At 54.2% G+C, this 14,006-nt stretch carries 11 protein-coding genes; 3 read left to right on the top strand and 8 right to left on the bottom strand.

Annotated features, from left to right (window positions below; translation table 11 throughout):
- Positions 1 to 104: 104 nt before the first annotated feature.
- Together OUO13_RS15215 and OUO13_RS15220 are read left to right on the top strand one after the other, a co-directional pair.
- Positions 105 to 1,838: a bifunctional protein-serine/threonine kinase/phosphatase gene (locus OUO13_RS15215; protein WP_283174750.1), complete on the top strand. Its 1,734-nt coding sequence runs from the start codon at positions 105 to 107 to the stop codon at positions 1,836 to 1,838.
- Between the two features lie 60 nt (positions 1,839 to 1,898).
- Complete coding sequence (locus OUO13_RS15220) at positions 1,899 to 2,369, top strand: hypothetical protein (protein ID WP_283174751.1); 471 nt, start codon at positions 1,899 to 1,901, stop codon at positions 2,367 to 2,369.
- A 1-nt stretch (position 2,370) separates the two neighbouring features.
- Here OUO13_RS15220 and OUO13_RS15225 read toward each other — a convergent pair whose 3' ends face one another.
- The 8 genes from OUO13_RS15225 to OUO13_RS15260 all read right to left on the bottom strand — a co-directional run bounded on the left by OUO13_RS15225 (position 2,371) and on the right by OUO13_RS15260 (position 10,979).
- A complete protein-coding gene (locus OUO13_RS15225) occupies positions 2,371 to 3,636 on the bottom strand; it encodes an NAD(P)/FAD-dependent oxidoreductase (RefSeq protein WP_283174752.1) in 1,266 nt (421 codons plus the stop codon).
- 87 nt (positions 3,637 to 3,723) lie between these two features.
- Complete coding sequence (locus tag OUO13_RS15230; protein WP_283174753.1) at positions 3,724 to 4,863, bottom strand: hypothetical protein; 1,140 nt, start codon at positions 4,861 to 4,863, stop codon at positions 3,724 to 3,726.
- A 290-nt stretch (positions 4,864 to 5,153) separates the two neighbouring features.
- A complete protein-coding gene (locus OUO13_RS15235) occupies positions 5,154 to 5,993 on the bottom strand; it encodes an ABC transporter ATP-binding protein (protein ID WP_283174754.1) in 840 nt (279 codons plus the stop codon).
- 27 nt (positions 5,994 to 6,020) lie between these two features.
- Positions 6,021 to 7,025 carry an ABC transporter permease gene (locus tag OUO13_RS15240; protein ID WP_428982350.1) on the bottom strand — a complete coding sequence of 335 codons (1,005 nt, stop codon included), beginning with the start codon at positions 7,023 to 7,025 and terminating at the stop codon, positions 6,021 to 6,023.
- Positions 7,026 to 7,093: 68 nt separating this feature from the next.
- Positions 7,094 to 8,476 (bottom strand): CmpA/NrtA family ABC transporter substrate-binding protein, encoded by a 1,383-nt coding sequence (locus OUO13_RS15245; protein WP_283174755.1) that lies wholly within the window; start codon positions 8,474 to 8,476, stop codon positions 7,094 to 7,096.
- A 98-nt stretch (positions 8,477 to 8,574) separates the two neighbouring features.
- Positions 8,575 to 8,928, bottom strand: coding sequence for a hypothetical protein (locus tag OUO13_RS15250; RefSeq protein ID WP_283174756.1), 354 nt, complete (start codon positions 8,926 to 8,928; stop codon positions 8,575 to 8,577).
- Between the two features lie 249 nt (positions 8,929 to 9,177).
- On the bottom strand, positions 9,178 to 10,347 hold the full coding sequence (locus tag OUO13_RS15255) for a CmpA/NrtA family ABC transporter substrate-binding protein (protein WP_283174757.1): 1,170 nt from the start codon (positions 10,345 to 10,347) through the stop codon (positions 9,178 to 9,180).
- 8 nt (positions 10,348 to 10,355) lie between these two features.
- Entirely contained in the window at positions 10,356 to 10,979 is a 624-nt protein-coding gene (locus OUO13_RS15260) for an ANTAR domain-containing response regulator (RefSeq protein WP_283174758.1), read from the bottom strand.
- Between the two features lie 522 nt (positions 10,980 to 11,501).
- On the opposite strand from OUO13_RS15260, the gene OUO13_RS15265 reads away from it, so the two are divergent.
- Positions 11,502 to 13,790, top strand: coding sequence for a YgiQ family radical SAM protein (locus OUO13_RS15265; protein ID WP_283175039.1), 2,289 nt, complete (start codon positions 11,502 to 11,504; stop codon positions 13,788 to 13,790).
- Positions 13,791 to 14,006: the final 216 nt, after the last annotated feature.

The raw sequence follows: 14,006 nt of genomic DNA on the forward strand, positions 1-14,006 counted from the left end.
ACTCAATGATTGCAAATCGTTACAGGAGTTAACAGAATTGCCCGCAGTTGCAGCAATAGCTGCTATCATGAGTTAACGGATCTATCCAAATCAGGGACGGAAACATGAGTGTGTTGGATGTACAGTTTGGTGGTGTGACTACCGCAGGTAAGCGTGAAATTAATCAGGACGCGTTTGCCATTCACCAATCCGCTCCTGACAATGCGTGTTCAAAAGGCGTTGGTGCCTGTATTGCTGATGGAATAAGCTCCAGTCTGAATGCCCAGCAAGCCAGTGCAACCAGTGTTACGCACTTTCTGCAAGACTATTTCAGCACGCCTGACGAGTGGGATGTCAAAACCGCTGCGGCGCGAGTTCTGGTTGGGCTTAACTCCTGGCTTTATCACCACGGTCGGCAGGCATCTGCACAAGCTAATGCTCTGGTTACAACCTTCAGCGGTCTGATCATCAAAGACCATTCTGCCCATCTGTTTCATGTTGGCGACAGTCGCATTTATTTGTGGCGCGACGGGGTGCTGGAACAGCTGACCCGTGATCATATTCATACGGGGAGCGGTCAGGCATTTTTATCCCGTGCGCTAGGTATGGACTCTCGTCTGGAAGTCGATTACCAGCAACGGGATGTACAGGCCGGCGACGTTTTTCTGTTGTGCTCGGACGGTGTTCATAACCGTGCCACCCGTGCGGCTATGGTGGATGTGGTAACGGCGGTAAACGAAAAGAGTGATCGTCAGCAACTGGAGGCGCTCTGCCGACGCTTGGTCGATAACGCCATTGACGCCGGTTCCGAGGACAATGCCACCTGTTTGCTGTTAAGGGTTAACGCGCTGGGTATTCCACAGCCGGAAGTTCGACGGGTTGAAACGGGCAAGTGCCGTTTGCCACCGCTCCTGAATGAAGGTGACAGCCTTGATCAGTTTCTGATTCAGGAGCTGGTTTATACTACCCATCGCAGCCATATCTATCGGGCGCTCAACCGTCGTAACGGCCGCATCTGTGCACTCAAGGTGCCTTCTGCTGGCAGTGGTAATGATGCGCTGTGTGAGGATATTTTCGCCCGCGAACGCTGGGTGGGCAGTCATGTCTGTCATCCTAATCTGATGCGAATTCACGACGATAATCATGACAGCCAGTACATGTATCACGTCTGTGAGTGGATCGAGGGAATCAGCCTGCGCCAGTGGATGTTCGATCATCCGCAGCCGGGTCTTAGTGATGTGCGCAAGATCGCTGAACAGCTGGTGCAGGGCTTGCGGGCCTTGCAGCGGGTTGGGATTGTGCACCGTGATCTGAAGCCGGAAAACGTCATGATTGATCGCGAGGGTGTGGTCAAGATTCTCGATTTTGGCTCGGTATCGGCGCGTGGTTTACGCGAATCTCAGCCGCTCGACCGGGGGCGTTTGCCACGAAGCAGTTGTAATTACGTTGCCCCGGAATATGTGTTGCAGGGCGAATCCAGCTCGCAAACCGACCTGTTTGCCTTGGCCGTGATTGTGGCTGAAATGCTGGCTGGCCGAACGCCATTTTTGCTGGATGATCTGGCGCAGCGCAAACAGTGCAGCCGCGCCGACTGGCAATACCGACCGGTGCGGGATATCCGTTCGGATGTGCCGCTGTGGCTGGAGCTGGCATTACGCAAAGGTTGTCACCCGGACCCGCGCCAGCGTTATGTGGCCTTCTCCGAATTCCTCACGGATCTTCACCAGCCCAATGACTTGCTGATTGAACAGGCGGCTGCCATTCCGTTCTGGAAACGTGAGCCATTGCAGTTCTGGAAATCGGTTGCGATTGGCGCCACCCTGGTGGCGGTGCTCGAAGCCCTGCTGTTTGCACTCTGAGTCCGGATGGTTGTGAGGCATTACGGGGTTCGTTTATTACTGCTGACGAGCAGTTTTGCATTGCTGGCGGCCGTATATGGTGTCATTCATGACCAGATCACTTACAGCCTGTCGCCTGAGTATTATCAGCGTTTCAAGTTTATCCAGTTTGGAATCGGCCATTGGCTGCTACCGGAACGTTGGCTGGTCGCTGTAACCGGCGTTATGGCCACTGTCTGGGTGGGGGCGTTGGCGGGGTTGTGGTTGGGAATTCTGGGCTATTGGCGCCCACAACTGTTCAAGCAGCGCGGGCGTATGGTTCTGACATTACTTGGCTCGGCTATCAGCGGAGGACTCAGCGGCTATCTCGCTGGCGAACTCTGGTTGACCGAGTATGGCATTAATAGTCTCCAGCACTGGATTTGGCCGGGCGTACAGGCTCCGGCGGCATTTGTGCTGGTCGGTTTTGTGCACGCTGGCAGTTACGCTGGTGCAGTTGTGGGAGTTTTGCTGGCGACAATACTTGTCGTACGCCAGCAGGCGTCGCAATAAATCAGGCGGCACCGTTACACCAGGCCTTGCCAAACAACAGTTGGCTACGTATTGGGCTGATATCCGTCTGATCACTCAGTAATTCGAAATACCATCCCGAGTCGGCTACATCGCCCACACACAACACGCCAATAATGCAGTTGTTGCGGACAACCAGTTTTTTATAGATCCCTTCATCAAGATCCTGCAGCTCCAGTACGTCACAGTCCCGGGTTGCGTTAAAGTCGCCCATACTATGCATATCAACACCGGAAACTTTGAGCTTGGTCAGGTGTTCGCGTTCCTGATAATCAATTGGCTTGAGACTGCTACCGCGCGGCACACAAACCCGGTCGGCAAAAAACAGCTGTAATTGACGACCCACAACTTTGGCCTGATCCCAGATCGGCGCGACCAGTCCGTAAGTGCTGCCGTTAAACTCACAGCATTCGCCAATGGCGTACACATCGGAAACCGAGGTGCGCATACGCGAATCCACCTGAATACCCCGTCCGCAATCAATTCCCGCTGCTGCTGCCAGTTCCATATTGGGCAGAATGCCGGTGGCAAAAATCACCAGATCGGTATCCAGCGTTTCCTGGTTGCCGTCACGGCTGTAACGGACGGCTGACGCCTTGCCGTTGCTGTGTGGCAACTCGAGCGGATTAACACCGGTGCGAACATCCACGCCACGGCGTTGCAGTTCCGCTTCCAGAATTCCGGAGGCAACAGCATCGAGCTGGCGGTTCATCAGTACCTGATTGCGATGCATCAGGGTGACTTCCACGCCCTGGGCACGTAAGCCAACAGCCGCTTCTACGCCCAGCAGGCCTGCACCAATTACGGTGGCATGGCGCAGCTGGGGCAGGGCAGCCAACATGGCATCAACGTCGGTCATGGTGCGGAAACCGAGGACATTCGATGCATCGGTGCCCGGTAATGCTGGAATGGCTGAGCGTGAACCAGTAGCCAGCAACAGGGCGTCGTAGCGGAATTCCTTGCCGCTTTTACAGATCACCCGGCGACCATCGGTATCAATTTTTTCTACCGGGTGTTTCAGGTGAATGTGAATGCGGCGTTGACGGTACCACTGGGCATCGTGAGGGGTGATGTCGGCCAGTGTGGTTTCGCGTGCCAGTAACGGCGACAGCATGATGCGGTTGTAGTGTGGAATACTTTCATCGCTGAGCACTTCTATCGCGTCGAACGCATGTTCTGTGCCGATTTCTTCGAGTACCCGGTTGGCGGCCATGCCGTTGCCAATAATGACCAGAGTAGACGTGCGCATGGATGAAAAAACTCCTTCAAATCAGATGTGCCTGAACCTGGCAGGGGGTGGTGCAGGCCACCCCTGGCCGGGTTCAGTCAGACTGGATCAGAAGCGTTTTTCAGCCCAGAGCCAGACTTTGTCAGTATCTGCACCAGTGTCCCCCTTGCTGTAGCTGGCGGTTTTCAGGCCAACTGCGCTGGTGGCATCAAATGCGTAGGTTGCTTGCAGATCCAGTTCAGTACCAAAGTCTGTACTACCCTGGTCTGCTTCGAAAGTATGATACATCGCCAGCAGACCTACTCCGTAGAGATTTCCCGCTACTTTCAAATAGTTATCTACCAAACCTGCCGTTGGAGTGGAGGCCAGGAATTTGTCGGCCCAACCGTTGAACGCGTGTTTGGTTGCCAGGCTGGTCTGGAAACCGTATTGGCCATCGTCACTGCCAAGTGTTTCGTTACCGAGGAACACCTTGACGCCGGATACGTCGACACCACCTTCCAGGGCCATGTAGTTGGCGCTGAAGTTGTCAGTCTTCTGCTGGGCAAAAGTAGCACTGTACAGGTACATGCCGGTTTTGCCGGTGAAGCTGGCGCCCAGGGTGTTGTCCTTGGCGTCAGTGTCATCGTTTTTCAGCAGGTAAGCGAAACCGCTCAGGGTGCCTGGTGTCAGGGTGTAAGCCACGTTCAGCAGGTGGTCGGTGACGTCAACAGCGTTAAAGCTGATGCCATTTACCTGATCAATAAACGCGTACTGAACCTTGATCGCACCCATGGTGTAGTCCAGCTTGACGGCATCGAACGTCTGTTCGTTCTGGCGCCAGCCGACGTTACCTACAAAGCGGGCGTTATCCAGCACGATACGCTGGCGGCCAAGCACAGCGGCAAAGCCGGTGGTGTTGGCGTAGCTGATCTGGGCACGGTTGATTTCGTTGCCAGTCGGGTCAGGGACCGGGTCAAAACCGGCGGTTTCAGGGCTGTAGTCATTAACCAGCGCATGAACCATCTCGTTTTCAACCAGTACCTTGAAGCCGTTCAGGGCGCCGCTTTCATAACCGATGCGGGAGCGCAGGGTCAGTGCCTTGGCTTCGTCGGTGGTGTTGTCGGTGTCGTTGGTTTCATAACGGAGGCGGAAGTCAGCCAGCATCTTGCCGTCTTTCAGAGCAGATTCCACTGTGGAAGCGGAAGCTGTCATGGCTTGTGCAGACAACAGTGCGATGGTAACTGCCAGAATCTTCTTGCCGTGCATTCGTTTGTTCTCCTTCGAATTCGAGCCCGGAAATCGGGATTGCAGACCGGCTCTTGTATGTGGCCGGTTCTGCTGCCGTTATTGATCGTTATCCGTTTTTGCTCGTGACGTCGGGTTGCGCATTCGGCCTTCCATAGCCGTTTATTCTTCAGTTTTAAAAAGCCGGACCGGATCACCGGAGCCGTAGCGCCTGATTTGCCCATTTTCAGACGTGCAGGTGTCCGGGAGCCAGTGCGGGGGAGCACTGACTCTTGAGTCAGGGGAGACTGGCAAATCAGGGGTTTACGGGATCAGGCGACCTTGGAGTCGGCCTCGGCTTTAGCTTCTTTAGCCTTGCTGAAATCTTCCACCTTACGCTGCTTCTCGTAGAGGAAGCTCAGTACCGCGTGGCGGTAGTGGTTGTAGCGCGGGTCGTCAGCCAGCTGGATACGGTTACGTGGACGTTCCAGGTCGATTTCGAGAATCTCGCCGACGGTGGCAGCAGGGCCGTTGGTCATCATCACAATACGGTCGGACAGCAGTACCGCTTCATCCACGTCGTGGGTGATCATGATGACGGTGTTGTTCAGTTCCTTCTGGATCTCCATCAGGGAGTCCTGCAGGTGGGCACGGGTCAGGGCATCCAGCGCACCGAAGGGTTCGTCCATCAGCAGCACATCCGGCTCCATGGCCAGGGCGCGCGCAATACCAACACGCTGCTTCATACCGCCGGAGATTTCATCCGGACGTTTGTGCATGGCGTGGGTCATGTGCACCAGTTCCAGGTTGTGCTCGATCCACTCTTTCATTTCAGCTTTGGTCTTTTTGCCCTTGAATACGGTTTTCACAGCCAGTTCAACGTTTTCATAGGCAGTCAGCCAAGGCAGCAGGGAGTGGTTCTGGAATACCACAGCACGCTCTGGGCCTGGTTCCCGCACTTCCTTGCCGTTCAGTACCACGCCGCCTTCAGTGGCCTGCAGCAGACCGGCAACGATGTTCAGTACGGTGGATTTGCCACAACCTGAGTGGCCGATCAGGGAAATGTATTCACCCTTTTTGATCTTCAGGTTCACGTCGCGCAGGGCGCGGAAAGAGCCTTTGGGGGTCTGGAATTCAATACCGCAGCCGGTGATGTCGAGAATTACGCTCATAACTTTTGCTCCTGAATTCGAATTTGATTAACGCACAGTGGCTTTTTTGTCCCAGGACACGACTTTCTGGATAGACAGCATGATGCGATCCAGAGCAAAGCCGATCAGACCGATGGTCAGTACTGCAACCATGATGCGGCCCAGGGAGTTGGAGGAACCGTTCTGGAATTCATCCCAGACGAATTTTCCGAGGCCAGGGTTTTGCGCCAGCATTTCGGCAGCGATCAGTACCATCCAGGCGATACCCAGAGACAGACGCAGACCGGTGAAAATCATAGGTACAGAGGATGGCAGGACGATCTTGATCACGTGGGTGATCCAGTTCAGACGCAGTACCATGCTCACGTTTTTCAGATCCTGGGAGATCGACGCGACACCTACGGCGGTGTTCAGCAGGGTTGGCCACAGGCAGCACAGCATCACAGTGATCATGGAAGTGATGAAGGACTTGGGCACTGCTGGATCGTCAGTCTGGTACAGGGCTGATACCACCATGGTGACCAGTGGCAGCCAGGCCAGTGGTGATACCGGTTTGAAAATCTGGATAACCGGGTTGAAGGCGGCGTTCAGGGTGCTGCTCAGACCAATCACGATACCCAGTGGAATCGCCAGTGCGGAAGCCAGGATAAAACCGCTCAGTACGGTGATCAGACTGGTTTCAATCTGGTCGATGTAGGTCGGTTTACCGGTGTATTCACGGATCTTGGCTTCGTAAGTCGGATCTTGTGCCAGGCGGGCGGCATTTCGCTCCTCCTGACGGGCATAAAATTCTTCGGCTTTGGCGCGCTCGGCAAAGTGCGCGGAGACCAGATTCTTGCTTTGTTCGTACACTTCAGAAGGGCCAGGGAAGTTGCCCAGTGAAGTATGGATATTGCTTGCGGCGGCATGCCATACCATCAGGAAGACCAGAATACCGGCCAGTGGTACACCAACGGATTTGACGATGATCTGGATATTTCCGGATACGTTTTCACCTTTGGCAATTTTTACCAGCGGTTCCAGCCAAGGCATGTTCGACAGTGCAATATTCATAATTTCGCTCCTGGTTGACTGTCCCGGCGAACCGGGACAGTCGGTTGGTTATTCTCGAAAGGTCAGGCTCAGATCTTGTCGTCGCCTTTCAGACCGATCTTGAAGGACTTCAGGTAATCGTTTGGTTTGGTGCCGTCGTAAGTCACGCCATCGATGAATTCGTTGGTTGGTGCCTTGAAACCGGTTTCGGTTGCAAAGTCAGGGAAGTCAGACGCTTTTACCTTGCCTTCAGCAATCAGCTCTTTGGCTGCTGCGGTATAGATGTCAGGACGGTAAACGTTCTTGGCAGTTTCCTTGTACCAGTCGTCGGTCTTGGCATCGGCAATCTGGCCCCAACGACGCATCTGGGTCAGGTACCAGATGGCATCGGAGTAGTACGGGTAAGTCGCGTTGTGACGGAAGAACACGTTGAAGTCCGGGATGTCACGCTTGTCACCTTTTTCGTACTCGAAGGTACCGGTCATGGAGTTGGCAATCACCTTGGCATCTGCACCTACGTATTGTGGTTTGGACAGGATCTGCACGGCTTCAGCACGGTTGGCGTTGTTGTTCTCGTCCAGCCACTGGGCTGCACGGATCAGCGCTTTTACGACTTTCTTGTGGGTAATTGGGTACTTTTCAGCCCAGGCTTTGCTCACGCCGAATACTTTTTCCGGGTTGTTTTTCCAGATTTCGTAGTCGGTAATCACTGGCACACCAATGCCTTTGAATACGGCTTGCTGGTTCCATGGCTCACCCACGCAGTAACCGAAAATGGTACCGGCTTCGAGGGTGGCTGGCATTTGTGGTGGTGGGGTTACGGACAGCAGGGCATCAGCCTTGATCTGGCCAGAGATGTCACCTTTGGCTGGAGCGTAGTAACCAGGGTTGATACCACCGGCTGCCAGCCAGTAACGCAGTTCGTAGTTGTGAGTGGATACCGGGAATACCATACCCATGTTGAATGGTTTGCCTTCGGCTTTGTATTTTTCGATAACAGGCTTCAGGGCATCGGCCTTGATCGGGTGAACCGGCTTGCCATTTTCCATTGGGATGTTGGCTTTCATCTGCTGCCATACATCGTTGGAAACGGTGATGCCGTTACCGTTCAGGTCCATGGAGAATGCGGTGATAACGTCAGCTTTGGTACCAAAACCGATGCTGGCACCCAGTGGCTGACCCGCCAGCATGTGCGCACCGTCGAGCTGACCATCGATCACACCGTCGAGCAATACTTTCCAGTTAGCCTGGGCTTCCAGAGTTACGTACAGGCCTTCGTCCTCGAAGAAACCTTTTTCATAAGCGATGGCCAGAGGAGCCATGTCAGTCAGCTTGATGAAACCGAACTTCAGCTCTTCTTTTTCTGCGTATTCAGTGGCGCTGGCAAATGGAGCAGACAGTGTGGCAATACCGGTGGCCAGAGCAACAGCGCTGGTCAGGATGGCGCGACGCAGTGTGTTAATTCCTCGCATCTTTCTTCCTCGGTTCTGTAATCGGTAAGTTCGGGTACAAAAAAAGGCGCCAACGACATCCCCCATCGTTGGAGGGTCGTTAGCGCCTTTGCCTGAATTCAAATTGTGGTTGAAACCCGCCGTTGGGTTTCTGATATATCTAATACAAGTGGTGTGCCAACTTTTGCGATATTGCCAATTTCATGGGTTTTTAGCGGTTGGCTGGGCCAAAAACCCGCGTCAGGGTTGGCTTTGTCAGCAATGCGCATATCGCCGTAAATGCCAGCAAAATAGCCCAATATCGGGCTGCACCATAAAAGTAATGCAAAGTCGGCGAGTGATTTATTTGGGTGCGGTGAATTTGCAATATTTTGATGCGAACGCCAAAAGTGGTGAGATATTTCAGTGCGGGCTGGTTTGATTGTTGGATCGGTGGAGGTTTCGGGAGTATGAACCCTGATGTCCGGTACCACTGCTGCTTCTTTATAGATAGACGGACAGAATAGATAGGCGGACAGAGCGTTGATGAGCGTTCACGTGAGTCAGTGCGTTAACAGGAATGTTGATACAGGAAGCAGTGTGAGCGTCTGATCGGGTGTCAGTGCTGGTGATGGCTGATGAGACGTGTTGAGCCGTGTGTCGGAGTCAGGCTGGGCGGTTGGTGGTCTGGCTGGCGTGGGGGCCCACACCGTCAGTAGGCGCTGACGGTGTGAGGCTTGTGCTCAGAGTGAGCTTTGGTAAGAGAACGCGGTGGCTGCCATCGGGACATCACCCAGCTGCCACGGTTGTTCATGGCGGAAACTCAGCCCCTGTTGCAGGTGCTCACCCAGCGTGTGGTGGCCCAACGCTTCGCAATACAGATCGGCGCGATAACATTCCCGCACCAGGCTTTCGGCATCAATATCGGTTTTGGCCCAGTTCCAGCGTTGCAACTGATGTAAAAACCAGGCGCCGTGTTCGGCCCACGGGTAGTTGGCCAGGTAACGATGGAAAACCAGCATATCTGGCTGGTGAATTGGCGGTTGTTCGGTGCGGTAGGTGAACTGGCCGGTCAGAGCCGGTAATACTGCGGCCTCCGGTACATTAACGTAGCGGGTCATGATGCTGGCGGCTTGCTGGCGATTGTGATCAATCCAGCGACAGGCTTTATCCAGCGCACGCACCAGTGCTTTCACCACATTGGGATGAGCCTCCGCCCAGGCACTGGTCATGCCCAGCACCTTGTCCGGCGCGCTGTGCCAAAGGTCGTTGCTGGCCAGCAGGCAGGAACCGACGCCGCGCTGAATAGCGACGGAATTCCATGGGGCACCGGCAAAGAAACCGTCGATGTTCTGCTGGCTGAGATGATCCACCATTTGGGATGGCGGCAGAACCACCAGTGCTACATCGATATCCGGATCAATGCCATTGGCGGACAACCAGTCGCGTAACAGCAGGTTGTGAATTGAGTAGGGGTAAACCGTTGCAAACAGCAAGACGGGCCGTTGTTGCTGACGACGTTCTTCTACCAGCTGTTTAAGGGCGTTGCCTGCCAGGGCGGCGTCTGCCATGACATTACAGCCGGCAATACGGTCAAGTTCGCTGGCCAGTTGGTTGGAAATTGTGAAGCCATTGCCGTTCAGGGCAAATGCAAAGGGCGTCATCATGGGTTTCTTGATACCGCCCAACCCCAGATGGGTGGCAATCAGCATGGGTGCCAGCATCTGTGCAGCGTCCAGATGGCCAACCAGTACCTTGTCACGGATGTTGGCCCACGACACTTCCTGCTGCAGGCTGACATCCAGCCCTTGTTCCTGAAAGTAGCCATGAGCGTCCGCTACCAGCAGTGGCAGGCTGTCGGTTAATGGCATGTAGCCAATGGTGAGTTCGGTTTTTTCAAGAACGTCCTTCATCTTCTTTACTACCCGTTCAGCAAGTTCATAACCGAGATGATGTTGCGGGCAACATCGGTCAGGCGTTGGCCCCGATCCATCGCCATTTTGCGCATGGCATGGTAAGCCTCATCTTCGGTCATGTTTTTCTGTTTCATTAATATGGCTTTGGCTTCATCCATCAGGCGGCGGTCTTGCAGCTGATTACGGGTTTTTTCCAGTTCGCCACGCAGCGCCTGAAACTCCCTGAAACGCGCGACGGCAACGGCCATGATGCTTTTGACCCGTGAGGGGTTAAGGCCATCGACCACGTAGGCGCTTACGCCGGCTCTCACGGCTTTTTCAATTGTGGCCGGATCGTCTTCATCAGAAAACATGATGACTGGTTTGGGGTTGTGCTGGTTCAGCACGGTCATGTGTTCCAGCATGTCCCGGTCAGGACTTTCAATGTCGATGATGATGACGTCTGGCTGGTGCTCGACCACTTTTTTCATCAGCCCCTGGGCGCTCGACAGTCGGGCAATGACCTCACAACCGGCATCGATCAGTGCTTGCTCAAGAATGGCCGCCCGTGCTGGTTGGTCGTCTACCAGCATGATGCGGGTGGAGGGCCCACTCGGGTGATCGGATTCAGGCAGGTCACGTTTGGTCATATCGGGTTTTTTGGTTTTTTAATGACGGGTGACCTGAGATAGTAACAGTTTTGAACGTTCGCTCTCCATGTCTGGAGTATTACTGCCGGATTCGCAAGGGCTGACATGGTTTGGAAGCAAATTACGCTCCAATGTTCATATTTGAATGTCAGTAATGCTTTTCCATATGCTTAGTGTGTGAATAAGTCCCTGTTTTATAAGCGGGAATAGCGGGTTTTCACAGATATTTTTCATATCGGAGAGTGGGCTTTCCTTTTGTTGGGCGCTGCTTTTTGGGACAATGGCGGTTTGCTGACCACTCTCCTGCACCGTTCTGATCCGGTATGCAAAAACGTCTGTTTTTGTCCCGGTGCAGACAAGGTCATATCCCGTCTTCCTTAACAGGGTAAATCGATGTCCGATAGTTCAACCTCAGGCCGTGTGGCTGCTTCGACCGCTCAGCCGGTCAACACTCATGCTGCGGGGCTGTTTTCACATTTTCCATACTGGGCCGAGTGTTATGGTGTGGCCCCGTTTCTGCCAATGTCCCGCGAGGAAATGGATCAGCTCGGCTGGGATAGTTGTGATGTGATTCTGGTGTGTGGGGATGCCTACGTTGACCATCCAAGTTTTGGTATGGCCGTGATCGGACGTCTGCTGGAGAAGCAGGGTTTCCGTGTGGGTATCATCGCCCAGCCAGACTGGAATGATCCGACGTCGTTTACCAAACTCGGCAAGCCGAATTTCTATTTTGGTGTCAGCGCTGGCAACATGGACTCGCTGATCAACAAATACACAGCTGACCTCAAGGTTCGCTCTGAAGACGCCTACACACCGAACGGTGAATCGGACAAACGTCCGGATCGTGCGGTGATTGTGTATTCCCAGAAAGTCCGTGAAGTGTACAAGGACGTACCGATTGTGATTGGTGGTATCGAAGCCAGTCTGCGTCGTATTGCCCAGTACGATTACTGGAGCAATCAGATTCGTCGTTCAGTACTGATCGATTCCGGTGCCGATATTCTGCTGTACGGTAACGCCGAACGCGCGCTGGTTGACCTGACCCATCTGATGGCTGCTGGTCGTTCGATTCATGAGATCACCGATCTGCGTGGTACCGCCATTCTGCGTGACTCTGTGCCAAACGGCTGGACTGAAATCGATTCCACCCGTATCGATTGGCCAGGTCATATTGACGTTCTGCCAAACCCTTATGAAATGAAAGAAGCCAACAGTGAAAGCTGTGCTTCTGACAACAAGAAGGGCGCTGACGACGATGTGATGCCGATCAAGATCATTCCGATGCCGTTGCAGCGCAAGATTGAACACGATCTGGATACCACCTGTATCCGTCTGCCTTCTTTCGAGAAGGTCCGTAACGACAGCGCCCTCTACGCCCACGCTTCCCGTGTCTTGCACCAGGAGTCCAACCCGTACAACGCGCGCCCATTGATCCAGAAACACGGTAATCAGGAAGTGTGGGTAAACCCGCCACCGATTCCGCTGGAAACCGATGAGATGGATGCCGTATTCGCGCTGCCTTACCAGCGTGTGCCGCACCCGGCTTACGGCACGGCGCGTATTCCGGCCTACGAGATGATCCGTTTCTCGGTGAACATCATGCGTGGCTGTTTTGGTGGCTGTACCTTCTGCTCTATTACCGAGCACGAAGGCCGTATCATCCAGAGCCGCTCCGAAGACAGCATCATCAATGAGATCGAAGAGATTCGTGACAAGGTGCCAGGCTTTACCGGCACCATCTCGGACTTGGGTGGCCCAACCGCCAACATGTACATGCTGAAGTGCAAGAGCGAAAAGATCCTCAAGAGCTGCCGTCGTTTGTCTTGTGTGTATCCGGGTATCTGCAAAAACCTCGAAACCAGTCACAAGCACACTACCTCGCTGTATCGTCGTGCCCGAGATCTGCCGGGGATCAAACGTATCGCGATTGCCTCTGGTCTGCGTTACGACCTCGCGGTCGAGGATCCGGAATACGTTCGTGAGCTGGTGACCCACCACGTGGGTGGTCTGCTGAAAATTGCGCCGGAACACACCGAGCAGAACGTTCTGTCGAAGATGATGAAGCCGGGCATGGGTACCTATGACCGCTTCAAGCGCATGTTCGACAAGTTCTCCAAAGAAGCCGGTAAAGAGCAGTACCTGATCCCGTACTTTATTGCCGCTCACCCTGGCAGTGAAACCACTGACATGATGAATCTCGCCTTGTGGCTGAAACGTCAGAAGATGCGTGTGGATCAGGTGCAGACCTTCTATCCGTCACCGATGTCACTGGCGACCGCCATGTACCACTCCGAGCGTAACCCGCTGCAGCGTATGAGCTACAAGAGTGGTCGTATGCATATTCCGCGTGATATCGAAGAGCGCCGTTTGCAGAAGGCTTTCCTGCGTTATCACGATGAACGTAACTGGCCAATGCTGCGTGAAGAACTGCGTCGTCTGGGTCGTCATGACCTGATTGGCAAAGGGCCGAATGCCCTGATTCCGGATGACGATGCGCCACAAGGCCAGGTTCAGCGTCCGGGTTATCAGGCGCGTGGCCGTGGTGCTCCACAGCCGGGTGCGGCTCGTAACAACGGCAAACCGGCCCAGAATCGTGCTAGCGGTAACAGCTCCGGGTCTGGCAAGGCCAACTCCGGTGCCAATACCAATACAGGTGCTGGCAAACCGGCAGCTAATGGACAGAAGCCAGCAGCAAAACATGGCAATAAGCCTGTAGCGGCTAACGGCGGAAATAAACCTGTGGCGGCCAACGGTGGTAACAAGCCTGCTGGTGGTGCAGGCAAACCAGCACGTGTGCGCAAGCTGAAATAACGGCAGTCTCTGTCGAGCAAAACAAAGGGGCCTGTGGGCCCCTTTGTTTTTGCGCTTCAGTGAACCGCCTATTTTCACGCGACAGGAGTCGGCGTCACGGCGCCCAGCGGTTGTTATCCCCTGAGTGGTTGTATTGCAGGAGAGTGTCTGGATTGCGAGTCCGGTTCCTTCTCGCTGTCATTGCCTGATCATTGATTGCCGACGTTGCCCAGCGCA

Origin of the sequence: Parathalassolituus penaei, from assembly GCF_026626885.1 — a bacterium.
GTDB classification, from domain to species: Bacteria; Pseudomonadota; Gammaproteobacteria; order Pseudomonadales; family Oceanobacteraceae; genus Oceanobacter; species Oceanobacter penaei.

What these genes read in the sequence shown, in the direction of transcription:
- OUO13_RS15235 (WP_283174754.1), bottom strand. Translation starts at nt 5,993, where the DNA reads ATGAGCGTAATTCTCGACATCACCGGCTGCGGTATTGAATTCCAGACC.
- OUO13_RS15240 (WP_428982350.1), bottom strand. Translation starts at nt 7,025, where the DNA reads ATGAATATTGCACTGTCGAACATGCCTTGGCTGGAACCGCTGGTAAAA.
- OUO13_RS15225 (WP_283174752.1), bottom strand. Translation starts at nt 3,636, where the DNA reads ATGCGCACGTCTACTCTGGTCATTATTGGCAACGGCATGGCCGCCAAC.
- OUO13_RS15255 (WP_283174757.1), bottom strand. Translation starts at nt 10,347, where the DNA reads ATGAAGGACGTTCTTGAAAAAACCGAACTCACCATTGGCTACATGCCA.
- OUO13_RS15215 (WP_283174750.1), top strand. Translation starts at nt 105, where the DNA reads ATGAGTGTGTTGGATGTACAGTTTGGTGGTGTGACTACCGCAGGTAAG.
- OUO13_RS15230 (WP_283174753.1), bottom strand. Translation starts at nt 4,863, where the DNA reads ATGCACGGCAAGAAGATTCTGGCAGTTACCATCGCACTGTTGTCTGCA.
- OUO13_RS15245 (WP_283174755.1), bottom strand. Translation starts at nt 8,476, where the DNA reads ATGCGAGGAATTAACACACTGCGTCGCGCCATCCTGACCAGCGCTGTT.
- OUO13_RS15265 (WP_283175039.1), top strand. Translation starts at nt 11,502, where the DNA reads ATGTCCCGCGAGGAAATGGATCAGCTCGGCTGGGATAGTTGTGATGTG.
- OUO13_RS15260 (WP_283174758.1), bottom strand. Translation starts at nt 10,979, where the DNA reads ATGACCAAACGTGACCTGCCTGAATCCGATCACCCGAGTGGGCCCTCC.